This is a genomic window from Gordonia sp. GN26 (assembly GCF_054823965.1).
Window position 1 is genome coordinate 1 of the sequence record NZ_JSYC01000051.1, and the last position, 17,484, is coordinate 17,484.

16 protein-coding genes and 1 pseudogene are annotated in these 17,484 nt (G+C 66.7%); 11 read left to right on the forward strand and 6 right to left on the reverse strand.

The genetic code is table 11. The annotated features are described in order from the left end of the window. Positions 1 to 201 precede the first annotated feature (201 nt). Positions 202 to 780 carry a TetR/AcrR family transcriptional regulator gene (locus OK17_RS12620; protein WP_461417643.1) on the reverse strand — a complete coding sequence of 193 codons (579 nt, stop codon included), beginning with the start codon at positions 778 to 780 and terminating at the stop codon, positions 202 to 204. Between the two features lie 109 nt (positions 781 to 889). Here OK17_RS12620 and OK17_RS12625 point away from each other — a divergent pair, with 109 nt between their 5' ends. Then, positions 890 to 2,029: an acyl-CoA dehydrogenase family protein gene (locus OK17_RS12625; protein ID WP_232717259.1), complete on the forward strand. Its 1,140-nt coding sequence runs from the start codon at positions 890 to 892 to the stop codon at positions 2,027 to 2,029. Between the two features lie 126 nt (positions 2,030 to 2,155). Here OK17_RS12625 and OK17_RS12630 read toward each other — a convergent pair whose 3' ends face one another. After that, complete coding sequence (locus OK17_RS12630; RefSeq protein ID WP_232717260.1) at positions 2,156 to 2,878, reverse strand: hemerythrin domain-containing protein; 723 nt, start codon at positions 2,876 to 2,878, stop codon at positions 2,156 to 2,158. Between the two features lie 224 nt (positions 2,879 to 3,102). Here OK17_RS12630 and OK17_RS12635 point away from each other — a divergent pair, with 224 nt between their 5' ends. From OK17_RS12635 to OK17_RS12650, 4 genes are read left to right on the forward strand one after another with little or no spacing between them, the layout of a single operon-like run. Then, positions 3,103 to 3,684, forward strand: a complete 582-nt coding sequence (locus OK17_RS12635) for a phosphatase PAP2 family protein (RefSeq protein ID WP_232717295.1) — start codon at positions 3,103 to 3,105, stop codon at positions 3,682 to 3,684. Positions 3,685 to 3,744: 60 nt separating this feature from the next. Further along, positions 3,745 to 6,420 (forward strand): outer membrane protein assembly factor BamB family protein, encoded by a 2,676-nt coding sequence (locus tag OK17_RS12640; protein ID WP_461417644.1) that lies wholly within the window; start codon positions 3,745 to 3,747, stop codon positions 6,418 to 6,420. 35 nt (positions 6,421 to 6,455) lie between these two features. Beyond that, the gene (locus tag OK17_RS12645; RefSeq protein WP_461417645.1) at positions 6,456 to 7,706 is read left to right on the forward strand and encodes an acyl-CoA dehydrogenase family protein; all 1,251 of its coding nucleotides are present in this window, start codon (positions 6,456 to 6,458) and stop codon (positions 7,704 to 7,706) included. Between the two features lie 48 nt (positions 7,707 to 7,754). Next, positions 7,755 to 8,828, forward strand: a complete 1,074-nt coding sequence (locus OK17_RS12650; RefSeq protein WP_461417646.1) for a phosphotransferase family protein — start codon at positions 7,755 to 7,757, stop codon at positions 8,826 to 8,828. Between the two features lie 5 nt (positions 8,829 to 8,833). Here OK17_RS12650 and OK17_RS12655 read toward each other — a convergent pair whose 3' ends face one another. Both OK17_RS12655 and OK17_RS12660 read right to left on the reverse strand, forming a co-directional pair. Next, on the reverse strand, positions 8,834 to 10,195 hold the full coding sequence (locus OK17_RS12655) for an MGMT family protein (RefSeq protein ID WP_461417647.1): 1,362 nt from the start codon (positions 10,193 to 10,195) through the stop codon (positions 8,834 to 8,836). 148 nt (positions 10,196 to 10,343) lie between these two features. Beyond that, on the reverse strand, positions 10,344 to 11,315 hold the full coding sequence (locus OK17_RS12660; RefSeq protein WP_461417648.1) for an oxygenase MpaB family protein: 972 nt from the start codon (positions 11,313 to 11,315) through the stop codon (positions 10,344 to 10,346). A gap of 53 nt (positions 11,316 to 11,368) precedes the next feature. Here OK17_RS12660 and OK17_RS12665 point away from each other — a divergent pair, with 53 nt between their 5' ends. Next, positions 11,369 to 11,971, forward strand: a complete 603-nt coding sequence (locus OK17_RS12665; RefSeq protein WP_461417649.1) for a TetR/AcrR family transcriptional regulator — start codon at positions 11,369 to 11,371, stop codon at positions 11,969 to 11,971. An 18-nt stretch (positions 11,972 to 11,989) separates the two neighbouring features. Here the strand turns inward: OK17_RS12665 and OK17_RS12670 are convergent, their stop codons facing one another. Continuing rightward, the gene (locus OK17_RS12670) at positions 11,990 to 12,238 is read right to left on the reverse strand and encodes a DUF2530 domain-containing protein (RefSeq protein WP_006868352.1); all 249 of its coding nucleotides are present in this window, start codon (positions 12,236 to 12,238) and stop codon (positions 11,990 to 11,992) included. A 24-nt stretch (positions 12,239 to 12,262) separates the two neighbouring features. Here OK17_RS12670 and OK17_RS12675 point away from each other — a divergent pair, with 24 nt between their 5' ends. Both OK17_RS12675 and OK17_RS12680 read left to right on the forward strand, forming a co-directional pair. Beyond that, positions 12,263 to 13,861: an NCS2 family permease gene (locus tag OK17_RS12675; protein WP_461417650.1), complete on the forward strand. Its 1,599-nt coding sequence runs from the start codon at positions 12,263 to 12,265 to the stop codon at positions 13,859 to 13,861. A gap of 97 nt (positions 13,862 to 13,958) precedes the next feature. Next, positions 13,959 to 14,426: a MarR family winged helix-turn-helix transcriptional regulator gene (locus OK17_RS12680; protein ID WP_006868354.1), complete on the forward strand. Its 468-nt coding sequence runs from the start codon at positions 13,959 to 13,961 to the stop codon at positions 14,424 to 14,426. Between the two features lie 34 nt (positions 14,427 to 14,460). Here OK17_RS12680 and OK17_RS12685 read toward each other — a convergent pair whose 3' ends face one another. Then, the gene (locus OK17_RS12685; RefSeq protein ID WP_461417652.1) at positions 14,461 to 15,711 is read right to left on the reverse strand and encodes a GNAT family N-acetyltransferase; all 1,251 of its coding nucleotides are present in this window, start codon (positions 15,709 to 15,711) and stop codon (positions 14,461 to 14,463) included. 142 nt (positions 15,712 to 15,853) lie between these two features. Here OK17_RS12685 and OK17_RS12690 point away from each other — a divergent pair, with 142 nt between their 5' ends. The 3 genes and pseudogenes from OK17_RS12690 to OK17_RS12700 form a co-directional block, all read left to right on the forward strand. Further along, a complete protein-coding gene (locus OK17_RS12690) occupies positions 15,854 to 16,708 on the forward strand; it encodes a TrmH family RNA methyltransferase (RefSeq protein WP_232717275.1) in 855 nt (284 codons plus the stop codon). Beyond that, positions 16,705 to 17,004, forward strand: a complete 300-nt coding sequence (locus OK17_RS12695; protein ID WP_232717276.1) for a DUF2537 domain-containing protein — start codon at positions 16,705 to 16,707, stop codon at positions 17,002 to 17,004. The genes OK17_RS12690 and OK17_RS12695 overlap by 4 nt, the downstream gene beginning before the upstream one ends. Before the next feature lie 313 nt (positions 17,005 to 17,317). After that, positions 17,318 to 17,484, forward strand: a pseudogene (locus OK17_RS12700) (HNH endonuclease); the annotation flags it as partial.

A 17,484-nucleotide genomic window follows, 5' to 3' on the forward strand; every position in this document is an offset into this window, starting at 1 on the left:
ACAAACCCTCATAGGCTGCTCAGGCAGCGGCCCTGGGGGGCGTCACCTCAGGCGGCGGCGATGAGGGAGCGCCTGTCGCCTCAGGCGGCGGACTTGGGGAGCGCGCCCGTCACCTCAGGCGGCGGCCATGGGGAGCGCGCCCGTCACGACAGGCGGGACAGATCAGGACGCGTCTGCTGGTAGGTCGCAGTGGCGGGAAACCTACCCCGCGTCGATTCCCGCGGTGAGGATGCTCGCGAGTTGGCGGTATGCGGCGGCGTCGTCGAGTCCGGTGGCGGCCCAGACCTCGCGTCGTTGGATGCGGCTCATCATCGATGCGGCGAGGTCGGCGGCGAAGGCGGCGTCGACGTTGCGGAAGTCCCCGGCGGCGACGCCGTCGGCGATCAGCTTCTGAACCCGGGTGGCGGCCGCGGCGGTGTTGAGTTCATAGAGCGAGCGGGTGGGGGTGAAGGCGTCGAGGTCGCGCATGAACGCCTCCGACGCCGGTGACAGCGCCTCGCCGACGGCGACCAGGTAGGCGATGACCCGGTCACGGGGGGTCTCCGACGCTGCGACCCTCGCCTCGACCTGCTCGGTGGCGGTGCGGAAGAAGTGGGTGACCGTGGCGGTGACCAGCTGTTCCTTGCTTGCCGCCAGGGTGTAGAGCGTCGACTTTGAGCAACGCAGCTCGGCGGCGAGATCGGCGATCGACAGGTGGGCGAAGCCGTCGCGCAGGATCAGTTCGAGCAGGGCGTCGAACAGGGCGGCACGACGCCGCGTCGCGAACCCCTCGCGTGGCATAGGACTCCTCACCGATCACGTCAGCTGTACTGACCGCTGCCGAAATAGTACTGTGCAGAGGACTTGAATACTAGTTCAGTTACCTGAGCTCTTCTACCTGGAGGTTCCGATGCCGGTCGACCGCTTGCTCCCCAACGACGAGGCTCGCGACCTGATCGCGCTGGTCCGCGACATCGCCGACAAGCGGATGGCGCCGATCGCCAGCGAGTACGAGAAGGAGCGGAAGTACCCGGAGGGTCTGTTCGCCGAACTCGGCGAGGCCGGCCTCCTCGGCCTGCCGTACCCGACCGAGTGGGACGGCGGCGGGCAGCCGTACGAGGTCTACCTGCAGGTGCTCGAAGAGCTCGGCGCACGGTGGGCGTCGGTCGCGGTGGCCGTCAGCGTTCACGGCCTCGCCTGCCACCCGCTGTTCAACTTCGGTACCGAGGAGCAGAAGCAGCGCTGGCTCCCGGACCTGTTGAACGGCAAGCTGATCGGCGCGTACAGCCTGAGCGAACCGCAGGCCGGGTCCGACGCCGCGGCGCTCGCGTGCCGTGCGACGCCGACCGAGGGCGGTTACACCATGACCGGCTCCAAGGCGTGGATCACCCACGGCGGCATCGCCGACGTCTACAACGTCTTCGCGCGTACCGGCGAGGGCTCGAAGGGTATCTCCTGCCTGTTCGTGCCCCGCGACACCGAGGGTCTGACATTCGGCAAGCCCGAGGACAAGATGGGTCTGCATGCGGTCCCGACCACCGGCGCGTCGTACGACAACGCCTTCATCGACGAGGGTCGCCGCCTCGGCGCCGAGGGTCAGGGTCTGCAGATCGCTTTCTCCGCACTGGATTCCGGACGCCTCGGCATCGCCGCGGTCGCGACCGGTCTGGCGCAGGCCGCTCTCGACGCGGCCGTCGACTACGCCCAGGAGCGAGCCGCGTTCGGCCGCAAGATCATCGACCACCAGGGCCTGTCGTTCGTGCTCGCCGACATGGCTGCTGCCGTCGACTCGGCACGTGCCACCTACCTCGACGCGGCGCGTCGTCGTGATGCGGGCATGGAGTACTCGCGGGCCGCGGCGACCGCGAAGCTCGTCGCGACCGACGCGGCCATGAAGGTCACCACCGACGCGGTGCAGGTCTTCGGCGGCTACGGCTACACCCGCGACTTCCCGGTCGAGCGCTACATGCGCGAGGCCAAGATCACGCAGATCTTCGAGGGGACCAACCAGATCCAGCGTCTCGTGATCGGGCGCGCGCTCGCGAAGTGACGTCTCGGCGGAACCCGGGCCCGCTGCAGAATCGCGACCTCCGCTCAGAAGCGCGGTTTCCGGCCTGCGCTCCTGAGACGAGGTGGTGATCCTGCGGGCGGCTGGGACCTCCCGGAAAGCACGCGTTCATCGGTTCAGGTAGTAGAACGCGCGGCCGTCGAGCCGGCGGAAGCGCGGTCCGCCGAGCTTGATGAGCAGCTTGAGAATTCCGGGCAGGCGGGCGAAGACGACTGCGCGTTCGGCGTCGGAGAGCCCCTTGACCATCATCGGGCTCATCTTCAGCATTTCACCGAGACCTGACTGCTTGGCCATCTTGGCCTCGAAGTCCTCCCAGTCGTGTATGGTCATGCGACGCTGCACGATGGCGACGGCCTCGGTCTCCTCATGGGCGAGGTGATCGCCGAGGATCGGCTGGGCCCGGACGAGGGCGTCGGTCAGTTCGGCGCGGGTCTGCTCGTTCGGGTGGGCGGCCATCGCGGTGAAGCCGGCGGTGCACTCCTCGAGAATCGGGTCGATCAGATCATGCTCGGCGTCCATCGCCTCGAGCACTCGCTTCTCGGTCTCGTCGCAGCGTTCTTCGAGCAGCGGCCACAGTTCCAGGTCCTCCCCGTTGTGGTGGTGGTGCAGGGCCGTGGCGAACATCGTCCACCGGTCGGCCAGAGCGCGCCAGGTACCGGGGTCCTCGAGCTTGGTGCGCGGGACGGCTGCGGCGAAGTCGGCGAGGTCGCGCCGGAACGCGTGATGGAGGACGTACATCATGAACGGGTCGAGCGGGCCCTCGGGCGCGGCGGCCTGACCGGGGAGGCGGAGCTGGATCGGGAACGCGGTGGCGGCGGGATGGGTCGTCATCGGGTGGGTCCTCATCTTCAAGGTCGGGGTTGGGCTGTCGACGACCACTGTCGGTCTGACCTCTTGCAGCGGACTTGAGGACGGCTTGCGCATCGGATTGTTGCAGGTCACCGCGGGTCCGGTGTCGGTCGGACAAATGGCTGTGAGCGCCCGGATAGGGTGGCCGACAAGTGGGACCGGTGGCGGCGGACGGCGCGACCGCGGTGGAGAAAGGCCGGCAACGGATGTTCATTTCGCCGACGACGCTCGACGAGAACGTGTGGGACTGGGTCGTCCGGAATCGGTCCGAGCCGTGGATCACGGTCGCCCAGGTGGTCACCACCTTCGGCAACACCCTGGTGATCACCGCCCTGACCGTCCTGGCCGTGGTCGGCCTGGCCTACGCCGGACGCCGCGTCGACGCCGTGTACGTCGCCCTCGGCACGATCCTGGGATACGTGCTGATGCAGAGCCTCAAGTTCGGGTTCGCGCGTAACCGCCCGCCCATCGAGGACCGGCTGCTGAACATCGACTCGTTCTCGTACCCGTCGGGGCACGCGATGATGACGATGGTCGTCTTCGGTCTGTTCGCGGTCGTCGCCTACCGCTGCTCCGCGTGGGTGCGCGACCACCGATGGATTCTGCTGCTCGCACCGCTGATGTCGATCCTGGTGGGACTCACCCGTATTCAGCTCGCGGTGCACTGGACGACGGATGTGGTGTCCGGCTGGATATTCGGTGTGCTGTGGGTCGCGCTCTGCACATGGGTGTTGGTGCGCTACGAAACGCGGAGGCGTGCAGACGTTCCAGCCGCCGACGCGGGCTGACCCGGGGATTCGTCCGCGCGGGGGATAGTCCGACGAGCGCGAACTGGGCTTGACTGGGGTATGTCACATCCGGGGCCACCGTCTGATGGAAATCACGACCCGCGGCCCGATGAGTCACCCACGACCATCCAGCCGGCTCGTCCCACAGTCGTGCCCGGGGTGTCGCTGAACAAGCGTCCTCCCGGGGTTTCGCTCGACAAGAGTGCGCCGCAGGACCCGAATGCGACGACTCCCTCCGGTTCGATTCTGGCGCAGCCCGATCCGTACACCGCGACTCAGTTCGGTCGCGCGCCATACGACGCCCCGCCGACGGTCGCACCCGCGGGGCCGAGCGCGTATCCCGGGACGGTTCCACCGGCGTTTCGGACCGGGATGGCACCACCGATGGGCCCGCCCGGCGCGCCGCCCGGATATCCCGCGCCGGGCTACCCGCAGCCCGGCTGGCAACCCCCGCAACCGCCGCGTTCGAACATCAAGGCGTACCTGATCGCCGGTGTCGCACTCGTCTGCGTGCTGGCGCTCGTCGTCGGCGGGGTGGTGTGGTGGAAGGCGACGCAGGGCTCGAACGATGACGCCGAGCTGGTCGTCGGCCAGCTCACCGGATCGTTCCCGTCGGTACCGGGCGCGGCGTGGACCATCGACGCGCAGGCAGTGGGTGGTGACGCATTCGTCTCGGTGTTGTCGCAGGAATCCCAGTACCGGACGGGTGGCGCTGTGCACGACGACGACACGTTCGTGACCCTGATCAATGGTCCGAGCACAGCGGACGGTCCGATGCGTCGGGTGCTGGGCGTGAACGTCGAATCGGGCGAACGCTGGATCTTCGACGAACCGGTCAACTCGTGCGCGGCGTCGATCGTCAACGACACCATCGCGTGCCTCGGTCGCGGGACGGCGTACTTCATCGACACCCGGACCGGACAACAGATCGGGGCCACTGCGGCGCCGACATCCGCATTCGGCATCGCCTACAACGGCAGGGCCGCCTTCGTACGCAACTTCGGCGGCGGCGTCGGACGCTCGGTGACGTTCCACAAGATCACTCCGAGCGGCACCGAATGGGAACGCGTCGTCGCACTGCCGGAAGCTCTCCCAAGCGGCGACAGTTCGCAATTCATCGCCACCGAGCACTTCGTCGCCAGCGCAGACGGTGTGGTCGCCGTGGTGTCCGCGGACGATGGACGGGAGCTCCTCTCTAGTCCAGGACGCACCGGCATGGACACGTTGCCAGACGGTTCGCTGCTCATCGCAACCGGCCGCATGATCAACGGCATGCCCGAGAACGGGCCGTTGATCCATCTCCGTCCGGATGGGACCACCGAAGAGGTCGACGGCGTGACAGCGTCCGTACCGAGCGTCGCGACCACGGGCCAGCGGGACCGCGCCCTGATCGACAACGCGTACACGGACTTTGCCGACGGAACACGGCTCTGGTCGATGCAAGGGATCGAGCAGTATTTGTACCCTCGCATCGAGGTCGCAGATGACCGCGAGGTCGTGGTGTCGTACAACGGGAAGATCATCGCGATGGACACCCAGACGGGCCGACTTCGGTGGACGTCGCCTGCGGGAACTGCTTACGGCACGACCTCCCATGCCGTGACCGATGGCGAACGGGTGATCGCACCGACCATCGAGGGCGGCGTTGTTGCGCTCGACCTCGAAAGTGGCACGCCGGCGTGGACGATCCCGGCGCCCGCACTCGGAAACGTGCCGAGCACCGGGGAGTCGACGCCACGGGCACCGCTCACCTTCGCCGCCGGCGATCGTCTGGTGACAATGACGAGCACCACCATCGCCGCCTTCGCCCCGACCGGCCCACGGTCGATCGTGCCCGGTACCACCCGAGCATCCAGCGACTCCGACAATGGCGGAACCGAATACGTGACCCCGTGCGGTTCGCCGCCGGTCTTCGAGCCGCAGACGTTCCGGACCGCGGCGGGCGGTCTCGTCGTCACGATGAAGGTCACCGCGAAATGCCCGGGCGGCGATGTCCTGTACGGGCCGCAGACGCGGATCACTGTGTTCGACGGCAACGGTCTCGTCGCGTCGGGCAACTTCGACTTTCAGCGTGCTCCGGTTGCTATCCCGACCGATGACGGTCCGGGGCTCACCCTGGAACTGACCTATCCGCCGGGTGGTTTCTTCCGTCTACCAGACACTCTGAACGGTGAAACATCGTCCAACGGCACGGGTTCCGGCGGCTTGGGTGCCGGTGGCGGACAGTATCTCGTCGAATGCGAGAAGGGGCCTACGTCGAGCCCGGCGCCGTCGCTGAGCGTGCCGGCCTCCGGCATGTCGGCGTCTTCGGTGGCCACAGGGGCAGCGTTCCCGGCGGGAACGAACATCATCGGGACCAGCGTGAACGCGCTGCGGGTCCAGGCTGACGCGGACCGCGCGTTCATCCTGGCGAATTTGAACAATCGGTGGGTTGCGCAGTTGAGTTCGAAGCGGCCGGGACTCGTTGCGGATGGCCGTACGTGGGATGATCAGGCGATCCTCGACGAGTTCCTGGCACTTCGGCTGCGTTTCAACGATGTTCGCCTGCTGTGGAGCGACGAGTGGCCGGTGTTCTCCTATCAGGACTGGTGGGTGACGGTCGCGGCGGCGACATTCCCGGGTCCGGTCGAGGCGAACAATTGGTGCCGAACGCAGGGATTCGACCCCGACCACTGCTTCGCGAAACTGGTGAGCACCACGGCCGGCCCGGAGGGCTCGACGCTGTACTGGAACTAGCCCCCGAGAAGAGGCCTCCACGATACGGTCGGGGAATGGATTTCTCTCCGTCACCGCGGTCCGCAGAGCTCACCGAGCGCGTGCGGGCGTTCGTCACCAACGAGATCGAACCCGTCGAACCCGAGATCCACCGGGACATCAAGGAGCGACGCGACGGGGACGGCAATCCCTGGACGCCGTCGCCGATCATCGCCGAACTGCAGGCGAAGGCCCGGTCCGAGGGCCTGTGGAACCTCTTCCTGCCGGCCGCGCATGCCGGCCGCTATGCCGCGGACTTCGGCACCGACGGCGGAGAAGGCCTGTCGAACGTCGACTACGCCCCGATCGCCGAGGCGATGGGATCGTCGGCGCTGTCGCCGGTCATCTTCAACTGCAACGCCCCCGACACCGGCAACATGGAGGTCCTGCTGCGCTACGGCTCCGAGGAGCAGCGCGAGCGCTGGCTGGAACCGTTGCTGCGCGCCGACATCCGCAGCGCCTTCTGCATGACCGAACCGGCCGTCGCGTCGTCGGACGCCACCAACATGGCGGCGACCGCCGTCCTCGACGGCGACGACGTCGTCATCAACGGCACCAAATGGTTCTCCACCGGCGTCGGGCATCCCGACTGCAAGGTCCTGATCTTCATGGGCGTCACCGACGCCGAGGCCGACCGCAAGTCGCGGCACACCATGGTGCTCATCCCGATCGACACCCCCGGCGTCAAGGTCGACCGGATGCTCACCACCATGGGCTATTTCGACGAACCGTTCGGCCACGGCGAGGTGTCGTTCACCGACGTGCGGGTCCCGGCGTCCAACATCCTCCTCGGTCCCGGCCGCGCCTTCGAGATCGCCCAGGGCCGACTCGGGCCGGGACGCGTCCATCACTGCATGCGGGCGATCGGCCTGGCCGAGCGTGCGCTGGAACTCGGTGTGAAGCGGGCACTCTCGCGTGAGGCGTTCGGCAAACAACTGGCCCGGCTCGGTGGCAACAGCGAACGCATCGCCGACGCCCGCATCGCGATCAACCGCTCACGACTGCTGGTCCACCACGCCGCCTGGCTGCTCGACCAGGGCATGTCGCGGGAGGCGTTGTCGGCGGTCAGCGAGATCAAGGTCGAGGTGCCCAACATGGCCCTCTCGGTCATCGACATGGCCATCCAGCTGCACGGCGGCGCCGGTATGACCGACGACTTCCCGCTCGCGCAAGCGTGGGTCGGGGCTCGCTCGCTCCGGCTGGCCGACGGCCCGGATGAGGTGCACCGCAACGTTGTTGCGCGTCTGGAACTCGGCAAGTACCGCTGACCGCGGTTGTGTCCCAACATCCACGAACAAGAAGGGTGAACTCCTCCAATGGCTGACCAGGTGACCGAGGCGCGCGAGGTCCGGGAAGAAGACGCGTTCGACGTCGAGGCGGTGGCGTCGTGGCTGCGGACCGCGGCGCCGGGTGTCGAGGGACTCGACGCGGTGCCCGAGGTCCGGCAATTCGCCGGTGGCGCTTCCAATCTCACCTTCCTGCTGCGGTATCCGACGCGGGATCTGATCCTGCGTCGGGCACCGCGCGGCACCAAGGCCCGCGGGGCGCATGACATGCGCCGCGAGTACCGCATCCAGTCCGAGCTCGCCGGGGTGATCCGCTACATCGCACCGATGATCGCCTCCTGCGACGACGACTCGGTCCTCGGTGCCGACTTCTACGTGATGGGCCGCATCGACGGCGTCATCCCGCGCAAGGAGTGGCCGGCCGACGTTCCGCTCGACGCCGGCCAGGCGCGGAAGCTCTGCTTGAACTTCATCGACACCCTGGTAGAGGTGCATTCGGTCGACCCGTCGAAGACCGGGCTCGGCGACCTCGGCAAGGGACTCGGTTACGTGCGCAGGCAGGTCGACGGCTGGACCACCCGATTCCGCAACGCGCACACCGACGACGTCCCCGACTTCGAGGAGGCGATGGCCTGGCTGGCCGAGAACCAACCCGACGACGTCGCGAACTGCATCATCCACAACGATTTCAAGCTCGACAACGTGGTGCTGGACAAGGATGACCCGACCAAGGTCATCGGCATCCTCGACTGGGAGATGGCCACTCTCGGTGATCCCTTGATGGACCTCGCCGGCTCGATGGCGTACTGGATCCAGGCCGACGACACCGACGAACTGCAACTCATGCGCCGCGTCCCGACGAACATGCCGGGGATGATCACCCGTGCCGAGTTCGTCGAACGGTACTGCGAGAAAATGGGTTTCGAGATGTCACCCGAGAAGTGGCGCTGGTACGAGGCCTTCGGACTCTTCCGGGCCGTGGTCATCGCCCAGCAGATCTACTACCGCTTCTACCACGGTCAGACCACCAACAAGGACTTCGAGCGGTTGGGCTTCGCGGTGGGGATCATCGGAAAGCGGTTGAACGAGATCGTCGGCGGTTGAGGCGATCAGCGAGCCGAGTTTTCGAGTGCACGTGAGATCGCCTGAGAGTCGAGGTAGCGATCGGGATCCGCGCGGTTTCCGATGAAGTCGAGTCCCTCTGCTTGCAGTGCTTCCTGCTGCGTGTCGGAGCGCAGGGGATCACTCCACCGGAAGCCCTGTGATGGTTTGCCTCCTCGACCAAGAACGCGGTGCGCGTTCGGGCAGCTGTCACAGTGGGTGACGTGGTTGCCTACCGGTTGCGGGGCGGTGCCGACTATTTCGGCAAGAGCGCCATAATTCGTCCAGTGCCCGCGGGGAATGACAGCTAGTGCTTCGTGAAGGATGTCCCAATCGAATGCGTCGACTGTGCTGCCGGCCAACTGCGTTAGGTCCGCGCCGTCGGCGGTAGTCCACCACTGCGGTCCGCGCACGGACCGGTCGATCCCTGCCGCCTCGCTGAGTATTCGTGACACGATAGCCGTGGGACGGTACCGCTGCTGGTCGAACTCCCAGCGCAACGGATGGGCTTGATTATTGAACCAAGTTGCTCGTCCGCGACGCTCGTCTTCATCCAGCCACTCTTCGATCTGTTCGCGCACCTCGGCTTTGACCTCGCTCGTAGGACGCAGGTACAGCACTGTGCCGTCGGGAAGCGTCCCAGTCTGAACCAGCCGAACGACCGTCGACTGCTCCCTTGCGCCACGCTGCTGTCGCTGTGTGAGTGAACGCGCCTGCGCCTGGATCGGCGAGATCGTGAAGTCCTCGACATCAGGAACGGGGTAGAGCTGGGACACTGTCATCACGAGGCCCTCATCGCCTGTGCGATAAGCCTGCACTTGCTGCAGCGTGATCGAGAGCCCCATCTCATTGAGCCACACAACGCTGGCGGTGGTCGTCGGGTCGAACTCTCCTGCAACAAGGACGATGCGGGGTCGACGGAGAACTTCCAGGTCGAGGACGCCAGCATGGTCATCGAGTCGGCTTCGGGCTTCATCCTCGGTGACTTCTTGGCCGCGGCTTAGTAGGTATCGCTGGTGGTACGTCGCGAGGTCGGTCGGTGTGAAACGCGAAACCATGGCTGCGTACTTGATTGCCTGGAGTTGTACGACATCCGGTGCTCGGTCCCGTTTCAGCTCGGCGAGGACAAGTTGCCCATCGCGATCGAGGCCAAGGACATCGAGGCGGTCCGCGTGCCGTTGACCAGCCCCCGACTGCCACCGATCGAACTCCATGGTCACCACCATGATGCCGGCTCCGAGGATCTCAGGGTGCTCGATCACCCATTCCTGCAGATCCCTGCGTTCGCGTAGCCCGACCTCCGCCAACGAGACCGCCTCTGCTGGCTTGGCTTTGCTGCCGCTGATGCTGAAAACGCGTTCGTCACCCATACATCGACGCTAGATCAACGCACCCATCAGCCGTGCGGGACTCGCAAACGCCGACGTCGATACCGTACTCCTGGCGTTGCGAGTTGTGCGGTTGCGCTGGCTGATCCGCGGACTCGGTCCGATTGACGACAGGAGAAACCGCCGGGCATCACACCGGGCACTTCGGGGCGAACGATTCCAGCTGGATCGAGTGGTATGTCCGTGCCAGCTGCTCGCGTCGGTACTCGTGATATGCCATGGGCGTGAGCACGATTCGTCGGGGGAGCCGGCGCCACGCGGTGCGTAACAGTCGCTTGTAGACCCGGAACTCCCACTGCTCGCGGCGGCCCAGGCGAACCGACGTCAGCTCCCGGACGCCGGGGTGCATGACGCTGAACGAGCAGACCTTGACGACGTGGCCGGCCAGCGGGCGGATGACGAGCCAGGGCGGCGTGAGCGCGATACGCAGGAGTCGCGGCAGGCCGATCGTCGGGAGGGGGAGACGGGTCAGCTGGTCGGTGACGGCGTCGAGGAACGGATTGGGTTGCAGTCGTTCGGCGACGACGCCGTCATACCAGCGGCGCGCATCGGCCAGTGTGGGTGGGAGCTGGGCCGACTTCCCAGGCAGCGACAGGATGCCCAGCCGTTCGAGCGCGACCGCGTACGCGAGTTCTTCCTCCTCCGGCGAGAGCTCGATGCCCGTGCACGCGGTGAACGTGTTGAGGTAGCCCATGATGGCGCTCATCGCGATCCAGTTCCACAGCGTGGGATCGAGTGCGCTGTACCGGGTCTCGGCGAAGTCGTCGCGTCCGGTGCCGCGGACCTCACGGTGCAGGAACTTCAACCGATCGGCGAACGCGTGCCGGGTCCGCTCTTCGCCCCACAGCACGAGCTGCTCGGCGTTGAAGCTGCGGAGTCCACGGTCGACGAAGTTCTCGGCGAAGCGGCCGGTGCGGTCGACGGCCGCGGCCACCGGGACCAACGCCACCTGGTCGAAGAACGAGGCCCCGAAGAATCCGAACAGGACACTCCCGAGATGCCACCGGAACTGTTCGACGGCCGGGGGCAGGTCGGCGAGGTCGACAACGGGCGGCGTCGGAGTGTCGGCGATGGACGCGTCCGGGTTCTCGGTGACGGTCATGAAACTCCAATGTTAGTGGTTCGGCCGAACACTAACATTGCAATGATGGCGGTGTGAAGACGCCGAGCGCGTCCCGGGCTGAGCGGACGGGGCAGAAGATCCTCGATGCGGCGATGTCGTCGTTGCTCGCGAAGGGGCTCAAGCGGACCTCGATCGAGGCGATCGCCGCGCTGGCCGGCGTTTCCCACATGACCGTCTACCGCCGCTGGCCGCACAAGGAGGACCTGTTCTCCGACCTGCTCTCGCGGGAGGCCGACGAATTGTTCGCACACGTCGACCGAGAGCTCGCGGGAACAGGCGACCCGCAGGAGCGACTGATCGAGGGGTTCGCGGCGATCTTCTGGTCGTTCTACGACCACCCGCTACTGGCTCGCGAGTACGCCGCCGACCCGGCGACGACGCTGCGGGTGCTGACGGTGTCGTCGGCGCCGGTCTTCGATCGTGCTGTCGACTATCTGGCTGCCCGGGTGGCTGGTCTGATGACCGGGGACGCCCCGATGGGTGACGACGAGGCGCGGCGGGTCGCCGAAGTCATGGTTCGCATCACACATTCGCTCCTGCTGACCACCCTCGAGACACGTCCTTTCGCGACCCGCGACGAGGTTGCCTCGTGGGGACGCGAACACGTCGGGTGGATTCTCTTCTCGGCGGAGTGACGTGTTCGACGGCCCGTTCTAGTCCAGGCCCTCCTGCGCGCCGCGGGCCCCGCGTCGGACTCCCGCCCGCTGGACCAGCACGATCGTGGTGCCGAGCAGTCCCACGCCCAGCCCGACCAGACAGATCGTCAGAGCGTTGCCGCCGCCGAGATCGGTGATCGCGACGACCACCGTCGCGACCAGCCAGGCGACCATCCCGACCACGATCACCGGCTCGGGCGCACGCAGCGCGCGGGGTAGTTCGGGGACGTCGACTGTATCCGGCATGAGACAAAGAGTAGCTTTCGACAGGTGCCAAAAGATGTCCCGAGTGAGTCCCGCGATCTGACACCCGCCGACGACCCCGCTGACAACTCGTCGGAGACGACGACCGACGCGGCCGACACGGGTGCTGCCGAAGCGCCACCTGAGGACACCGGCCCCTCGACCACCCGGGGAGCGAGGACGGCGACGCCGAACGGCGCGATCGATCGGTTCTTCAAGATCTCCGAGCGCGGCTCGACGGTCAACCGCGAGCTCCGCGGCGGTCTCGTCAGCTTCTTCACGATGGCCTACATCGTGGTGCTGAACCCGATCATCATCGGCGGCATCCCCGGCGGCGACAAGAACGCCGACGTCCTGGGCAACGTGCTCCCGCTGGCACAGGTCGCGGCGGTGACCGCCCTCGTCGCGGGCGTCATGTCGATCCTGTTCGGTCTGGTCGCCAACTATCCGTTCGCCATCGCCGCGGGCCTCGGCATCAACAGCCTCCTCGCGGCGACGATCGCCCCCGAGGTCACCTGGCCGGAGGCGATGGGCCTCGTCGTCGTCGACGGCATCATCATCGTGCTGCTCGCCGTCACCGGTTTCCGTACGGCGGTGTTCAACGCGGTGCCACCAGAACTCAAGGCGGCGATAGCCGCGGGCATCGGCGCCTTCATCGCCTTCGTGGGCTTCGTCGACGCGGGGTTCGTGAAGCGCATCCCCGACGCCGCGGGCACCACCGTGCCGGTGCAGCTCGGCGTCGACAACTCGATCGCGACCGTCCCGACCCTGATCTTCGCGCTCGGCGTGCTGATCATGGGCGTGCTCGTCGTACGCAGGGTGCCCGGCGGCCTGCTGATCGGCATCGTGATCACCGCCATCTTGTCGATCGTGCTGGAGCAGATCTTCGACTACGGCTCGAGCATGGACAACCCGTCGGGCTGGGGCCTGTCCGTCCCTGACATTCCCAAGGCACTCGGCGGACTGCCCGACCTGAGCCTCGTCGGCGACGTCGATCTCTTCGGTGCGTTCACCCGCATCGGTGTGCTCGCCGCTTCGGTGTTCGTCTTCGCGCTCGTGCTCTCCAACTTCTTCGACGCCATGGGCACGATGACCGGCCTCGGCAAGGAAGCCGGCCTGACCGACGAGAAGGGCAACCTGCCGGGCATCGGCCGTGCGCTGGTCGTCGAGGGCAGTGGTGCCATCGCCGGCGGCGTCGCCTCCTCGTCGTCGAACACGGTCTTCGTCGAATCGGCCTCCGGTATCGCCGAGGGCGCGCGCACCGGTCTCGCCAACATCGTCACCGGTGTCCTGTTCCTCGCCGCGATGTTCCTGACCCCGCTGTACGAGGTGATCCCGCTCGAGGCGGTCGCGCCCGCACTCGTCGTGGTCGGTGCGATGATGATCGGCCAGCTGCGCGACGTCGACTTCTCCCGCATGGACTACGCACTGCCTGCTTTCCTCACGCTCGTGACGATGCCGTTCACCTACTCGATCGCCAACGGCATCGGCGTGGGCTTCATCAGCTGGGTCGTCATGGCGACCGCGAGCGGCAAGGCACGCACCGTCCACCCCCTCCTGTGGCTGGTGGCCGCCGTCTTCGCCGCCTACTTCGCGCGGGGACCGATCTCCGACCTGATCGGCTAACGCGTGTAGTCAAAAATTGCGACCGGTTTGTCATCCAGCCGGGTCAATTTGCATTGCTTAAGGTTCGACGGCGATTTACATGCCTTACGCTGGGGCAATGCATTCGCCGTATGGTGACGACGGAAGTCTCTCCGGGGACTTGTCCCTCGCCGTGGTACGACTCGCGCGCCGTCTGAGAGGGCGTCGCGAGAACAAGTTGGTCTCGCTGACGCAGCTCTCGGCGCTGTACACGCTGCATCACGAAGGCCCGATGACACCCGGCGCCCTCGCCGCGGCCGAGCGGGTTCGCCCGCCGTCCATGACGAGGGTCATCGCGTCGCTGTCCGACCTCGGGATGATCAAACGTGAACCGCACCCGACCGACGGCCGACAGGCGATCGTGACGCTGTCGCCGTCCGGCGTCGAGGTCATCAAGGAAGAGCTGGCGGCACGTGAGGCTTGGCTGAGCGACCGTCTGCGCGAACTCACGCCCGGCGAACGGGACGCCCTCCGGGAGGGCGTGAGGATCTTCAACAAGATCCTCACCAAGCCCGACACCGAGATACCTCGACCTCGAGCGGTGTGATCGCTCCTCGAGGAATCCCGGCGCCTGCGAAGGGCTAGAAGAAGGTTCCGGAGAACGGTGCTCGATCGGTGGTGAAGGCCTGGTCCAGAGCTCGAAGCGTTGTCGGGGAGTCAACGCGGAGCCGGCCGGCCGCCGCAAATGCCGACGGGCGGGTACCGCCGAGGTAGATGCTCGACAGCACCGAGGTGTCCATCGACACCGTGGGTATCGCGGTATCGGGTGCCGGGGCGACGATCGCGTCGCCACCGCGCGCTGACACCGTGAACACCCCTCCGCGACCGCGGAACTTGTCGGTGACCTCGATGACGACGTCGAGGTCGGCGGCGTACTTCCGCGAGCCGAGTGCCGCCGGGATGTCGAGGATGCGCAGCCACATCTCGTCACGCAGGCCGGTGATCGACACCGCTCGGGCGTTGATGAGCTTGTGCCGCAACGGATCGTCGACCGGGATGGTCGCGGTGAGCGACGGGATCAGGTCGAGGCTGGTCAGCACCCGCCACAGGTCGGTGTGGGCGTCGTCGGTGACGGCGAAGACCTCGTTGACCTCGCCGCGGACGCCGCCGTTCTCGTTCTTGTAGATGCGGTAGCTGGCGTATCCGTCGTCGTGCAGCAGGTAGTGCAGTCCGCTCGCGGGCAGTGGGCGTTCCGACGGACGGTCGGCGAGGATGGGCGCCCACCAGGCGGGGGTGCGGGTGAGTGCACCGGGGGTGGTGAGGGTCCAGCGTGCGTGGAGATCGGGGACGGCCGCGGCGATCTCGGCGGGGTCCGCGAACCGCACGGTCGCATCCTTCGGCTGGTCCCCGCGGAGAGGGGCCTGGCCGGGTGTGATCGACACGGTGTTGGAGAAGCAGGCCGGACCGAATCCGAAGCGCTCGTAGATGGTTCCCTCGCTCGCGGTGAGGATCGCGAACGTGTAGTTTTCGGCCTCCCACTGCTCGAAGAGCTCCGTCAGCATCGTGCGCAGGATTCCGCGACGACGATGCGTCGAGGCCACCGAGACCCATGACAGGCCGACGGCGTCGGCGACACCCGCGCCGGGCAGCGACATCGACATCCGGTAGAACATCGACACCCCGACAAGGGGCTTCGACGGCAGACCGGTGTCGCGCACCAGGACGATGTCGTCGTCGGCGACCTTGCCGCGAAGGTCGGCGCGCTCGTCGTCGGGCAGCGGATTGCGCATCGCGAATGCGCGGGCATCCGTGGTGATGATGTCGTCCCAGTCGGCGTCGGTGGCGCGCTGGAGGGACAGACGTGACTGAGGTGTCGAGCCGCTGTTGGTCACGTCCTCAACGTTTTCACATCGCCGCGTCTCGGGCACTCATCGGGTCTTGTACTCCGGTGTCAACCTGCCGGCCGAGTAGGTCCGTGGCGTCAGCCGAGGACCGTATCGAGGTCACGGCGGTGCCGGGTGGCACACTGTTGCGGTGCCCGGGCTCGCAGTGGAAGTGATCGACATCGACGACCCGCAGGATCCCAGGGTCGAGGACTTCCGTGACCTCAACTCGGTGGACCGCCGGCCCGACCTCCCGGTGCTGCCCGGCGGCCGGCCAGGACGTGGCCTGGTGATCGCGGAGGGCGTGCTCGTCGCGCAGCGCATGATCGCCTCGCGATTCTCGGCCCACGCCTTCCTCGGCGTCGACAAGCGCCTCAAGGAACTCGACGACGATCTGCGCGACCCGTCGCTGTCGGGTGTCCCGTTCTTCCGCGCCTCGGCCGAGGTGATGGCCGAGATCGTCGGGTTCCATCTCAACCGCGGAGTCCTCGCCGTCGCGCGACGCCCCGAGGTGTTGTCGGTGCCCGAGATCCTGGAGACCGCGCGCACCGTCGCGATCCTCGAAGGCGTCAACGACCACGAGAACATCGGCTCGATCTTCCGCAATGCCGCCGGCCTCGGAGTCGACGCCGTCCTGTTCGGTCAGGGCTGCGCCGACCCGCTGTACCGGCGCTGCGTGCGGGTCTCGATGGGTCACGCCCTGCTGGTGCCCTTCGCGAAGTTCGACGAGTGGCCGCGCGGACTCGACGAACTGCGCTCGCGCGACTTCCGTCTCGTCTCGATGACCCCCGACCCTGACGCCGTGACGCTCGCCGAGGCGGTCGACGCCGAGAAGGTCGCCTTCCTCGTAGGCGCCGAGGGTCCGGGTCTCACCGCGTCGGCGATGGCGGCGACAGACGTGAAGGCCCGCATCCCGATGAGTCGCGGAACCGATTCGCTCAACGTCGCGACAGCCGCCGCCGTTGCGTTTTACGAACGCGTCCGATCGGGCACGATGGGGGAGTGAACACCCCCGAACCGTTCGATCGGACCGCGGAGCCCACGCCCTGGGCGCTCGGGATCATCGTGTCTGCGGTGTGTGCGCTCTTCGGCGCCTTCGTGCTCGTCGGGATCTACGAACTCATCGGCGGCATCCTGAAGTTCCTCGGCATCGCAGCGGTGCTCATCGTCGCCGGCGGCCTCGGCTGGACCCTCTGGGAGTTCCGCTACCGCTACGTCTGGCGCTGGATCGTGTGGGGTCTTCTCATCGGCTTTCTAGCCGGGGTCACCTCATCGATCGCGCTGTTGATCATGGGTCGCTGACCGTTCTGCTAGCTATCTAGCTGGCTATCTAGTTCCCTAGCTCGCTAGGTAGGGAGCGGTCCTTCTGCTTCCTGAGTAGCGAGCTTGCCGGGTGGTCGTTCTGCTTCCTGAGTAGCGAGCGTGCCGGGTGGTCGTTCTGCCTCCCTGAGTAGCGAGCTTGCGAGCGTATCGAAGGGACACCCACCAACGCCCAATACCAGAGACCACCGACAACTTCGACGATCGCGATGATCTCGGCAATCGTTGCGAAGCAGCTAGTTTCGGAGTACAGTCGAACATGCATTCGAAAACTGTCTCCGGGGGGGTGACCGTCATGACCGAGATCTCGCAGTCCGACGCCCCGGTTTCGCGCGCTTGTGAACTCGTGCAGGAATTGCACCGGATCACCACCGAACTCCAGACCGCCGATCTGACGCAGTGCTCGGATGGAGAACTTGTCGATGTCGCGGCCGAGACCGAACGTGCCATCGCGCGACTGAG